This window comes from Pseudonocardia thermophila (genome assembly GCF_900142365.1).
Lineage (GTDB): Bacteria > Actinomycetota > Actinomycetes > Mycobacteriales > Pseudonocardiaceae > Pseudonocardia > Pseudonocardia thermophila.
Genome location: NZ_FRAP01000039.1, coordinates 1 through 3,931, shown reverse-complemented (window position 1 = coordinate 3,931; position 3,931 = coordinate 1). Strand labels below are relative to the sequence as shown.

The 3,931-nt window shown below is 68.4% G+C and carries 1 protein-coding gene; it reads left to right on the top strand.

Annotated elements, in window-relative coordinates:
• Nucleotides 1–573 precede the first annotated feature (573 nt).
• Nucleotides 574–3,912, top strand: coding sequence for a hypothetical protein (locus tag BUE41_RS32580; protein WP_268794576.1), 3,339 nt, complete (start codon nucleotides 574–576; stop codon nucleotides 3,910–3,912).
• The last annotated feature ends 19 nt before the right edge of the window (nucleotides 3,913–3,931 follow it).

Here is a 3,931-nt window from a genome sequence, read left to right as displayed (position 1 = left end):
CCGTGATCACGCAGCCGGTCAGCGTACAGGCGCACCGCGCGGGCGCGGGTCTCCTCATCGAACTTCCGAGGTGCAGGCACGGCTCCAGTCTCCTTGCTAGATCAGAGCCTCTCCACCACCCAGGGCGATTCATCGCGGCTGGTCATTCCTGGTGGGTGGACTGGTGAGCTGCGGGTGGTGCGTGGGGATACGTTGAGTGCGCTTGCGCTGCGGGTGGGTATGACGGCCACGCAGTTGGCGGAGTTGCAGGGTGATCGGTTCCGGGAGTCGGGTCGGGTTGTTCAGTGGAAGCTGAACCGGATCTCTTCGTCGGATGTGTTCGTGGTGGTGCCGGCGGATCGGGTGCAGGTCGTGCCGGTTGTTCGGTCGGTTGCACCGGTTGAGCCGTCTCCGTCTCGGTCGCCGTCGCCGTCTGTTTCTGTGTCTGTTTCTCCATCTCCGTCTCCGTCTCTTTCGCCGTCTCTGTCTCCGTCTCCGTCGTCGCCGCCGTCGCCGTCGCCGTCGTTGTCTGGTGTTGGTTCGGGGTGGGGTGAGCGGTCGTCGGGTGGTGGGGTCGCGCGGGTTGTGGCGTGGGTGTCTGGTGGGTTGCTGGTCGGTGGCTATGTGGTGGCCGCGCTGGTGGTGTTGGTGCGGGATTGGCGGCGGGCGTGGGCGGCGCGTCGGGCGTTGGTGCGGTCGGTGGTGTTGGCGGGTTCGGCGGGTGAGGTGGTGCGTCGGCTCGCTGTGGTGGTGGGGTCCGGGGCTGGTCGTGGGGCGTTGGAGGCGCTGCTGGATGTGGAGCGGCGTCGTGTTGGGGGTGGGTTTGCGCCGGATGCTGTTCGGGAGGCTCGGCGGCGGGCGGTGGCTGGGTTGGTTGGGCAGGTGGGTTGGTTGCTGGTGGATGCGGCCCGGTTCGGGGTTGGTGATCGGCGTTTGGCCCGGGCGTTGGGGGTGTCGGTGGATGTGGCGCGGTTGTTGTTGGCTGATGCGTGGGCGTTGGTGCCGGCGCGGACGGTGTCGCCGCGGTTCGGGGTGGTGACGGAGTATCGGCTGGCGGTGTGGCGTGATGAGGTCGACGCGTCGGCGCGGGTGGTTGAGGCGGCGCGGGAGCGGGTGGCTGTTGAGCGTGAGTTGGTGGAGCGGCTGGCGCTGCATGTGGAGACCGCGATCACGTCGGGTGTGCGGTGGTTGATGTTCCCGCCGGGTCGGCGGCCTCGTGGTGAGAGGGATCTGCGGAAGGTTGCTGATCGGTTGGGGATTTCGTTGGAGTTGGCTCGGGCGTTTGCGGTTGACCGGTCGATTCCGGCGGAGACGCCTCCGGCGGTGGGTGCGGCGGCGGGGCGACACCGGTCTTTGGAGGGTGATCTGGGGCTGGTGGTTGCTGCGTTGGAGAGGTCGCGGGGGGCGTTGGAGCGGGCTCAGGCGCGGTATGAGGATGCGGTGGGCGCGTGGAGCGCGGCGGCTGCGGCGCATCGTGGGTTGTTGGCTCGTGTGGTGCGTGAGGGTGTGGGTGCGGGGTATTCGCCGCGGGTGGTGCGGCGGGCGATCGGGGTGTCGCGGGCGGCGTTCATGCGGATCGCTGCTGTCGGGTCGGGGTTGGTGCCGGCGGATGCGGTGGATCTGATGGATGCGTTGGTTGGGTTTGCGGCGGGGTCGCCGCAGTTGCGTGCTCAGCCGGTGGCGGCTGGTGGTGTGCGGGTCGGGTCGGCGTTGGATCAGGGTGGTCCGGGTGCGCGTGGCCCGCCGTGGCAGCAGCGGCGGGTTGTGGCGTTCGGGGCCCGCAAGGTGTTGCGGGAGGCGTTGGATCGTGCGTTGCCGGTCTGGCAGGCGTGGCAGGTCGCTGACCGTCGGGCGGCGGCTGCTCAGGCGGACTACCGGGTGGTGCGTGAGGAGATCGTTGCGGCGGCGGGTGGTCTGGTGGTGGCCTCCGCTGGTCGTGGGTTGCAGCTGGCTGCGGTGACGGCTGGGTCGTGGAAGGCGCGTAAGCGGGCGCATCGTGCGGCGGCTGAGCGGCTGGCGCGGGCGAGGGTGATCGCGGCGGAGGCGGCGGAGGAGGCGGCTGCTGCGCGGCGGGAGTTCTTGGACGTCATCGGTCCTGCGGTGATCGATGCGGTGGATGCCGGGGTGCCGCTGGTGGCGGTGATGCGGTGGACCGGGCTGCGGTGGTCGGTGGTGTCGGAGCTGGTCACCACGGTGCGGCCGAACGCGCAGGTGCGTAACCGGTTCTGGGATCCGGTGTTCACCGGGTGGATGCGGTGGTTGTCGGTGCTGCACCCGGCGGGGCGGTTGTGGTTGCCGAACGGGGAGTCGGTGTCGGTGCGGTGGCTGCGTGAGCAGATGCGTGCCGAGGGGGTGACCGTCGAGCGGTTGGTCGAGCTGGGGGTGGATCCGCGTGTCGCCGGGTTGATCGGGGTGTCGCGGGAGCCGGTGTTCGATCTGTCGGACGGGCATTTCCACCACATCGGTTACGACGATCCGCGGGGGACGTCGATTCTTGGGTTCTTGCAGAAGTTGGCTGATGCCGGGCATCAGGGTGTGCTGACGTTCCACCCGATTCCGCAGCGGGGTAAGGGTGTGGCCAGCACGGGTGGCACGTTCTACTACGCGATCGCTAACGCGCTCACGCTCGGGTTGGTGTTCAAGGTGCCGATGCTGCAGATGTGGGGCACCTTCCCCGATGTTCGTTTGGTGGATGCGGTTCGGCGGTTGCCGCTGCGTCTGGCGTGGCGTGCGGTGATGGGGGTGACCGGGGCGCGGTTGGACATCGCCGGTGCGGAGGGTTATCTGCAGCTGATGGCGATGATCAACCCTGATCTCGCCGTGTTGGTGGGGGAGACCACGATCGCCAAGGAGGCGGTGCGTGATCTGCTCGGTGACGAGGGTATTCATATCCTGAACCCGGAGTGGGAGCGCCAGATCCGCCGTGTGATCACCGCGGTCGGTATCTTGCGGGGGGTTTCGGCTGCGGCCGCGGTGTTGCCGGACTTCAGGCAGGTGGAGCCGGCCGAGGTGATCGGCAGGTTGCTGGGCGAGGTCGACACGATCAAGCGGCTGCTGGTGGAGAACGGGTTCGCCGCCGAGGCGGATCAGCTGCTCAGCGTCGCGGAGCTGAAGCGGTTGCCGGTGCATAACCCGCATGTGGCGGAGTTGCTCAAGGCCAGTCAGGACATCGGTTACCTGGTGGTGCTGCACAACGACTGGGGGTTGGCGCGGATCCTGGCTGATGGCCGGTTCGGTGAGCATGTGCCGGACGAGCGGTTCGGCATGCCGTTGTTGGCGGTGCTCAAGCAGTACCCGCGGGCGAAGGTGATCCTCGCCCACCTCGGGGTGGGTAAGTGGACGACGTTGTCGGTCGAGCACCTGGAGCTGATCGGGCGGATCCTGGACGACCCGGACTACGCGCACGTCTCGTTCGACATCTCCTGGAACGAGGTGGCGCGGCATCTGCAGGCGACGCCGGAGATCACCGAGGCGTTCCTGCAGCTGGTGCGGCGGCATCCGACGCGGATCGTGTTCGGTTCGGACGCGGTCAAGCCGGAGTCGTTGCCGCAGTACTACCGGCACGCGCACGACATGGAGCGGATCTTCCAGCGGATCCGCGATGAGATCGGGCTGGACGCCTACCACAACGTGCGCCACGACAACCTGGAGCGGCTGCTCGCCGCCGCCCGCGCGGACGTGCAGCGGTGGGCGTATGTGCAGTGGAGCTCGGGCATGTGGGACGGGTTCCTGCGCCGGCTCGACCCCGACCGGCAGGCGGTGATCCGTCGCTGGATCAGCCGCTACGAGGTCACGGTCGCCGCCCCCACCCCGCAGCAGCGCGCGGCCATCGAGCTGGTCGACCCGGCCGAGGTGCTTGAACCGTCCTGGGTTCGCGAGAGGCTGAGGTTCAGGCCACCTCGCCCCGTTGGGCGATGGTGTCACTATACATGACTTCCCACTCTATGGGTGT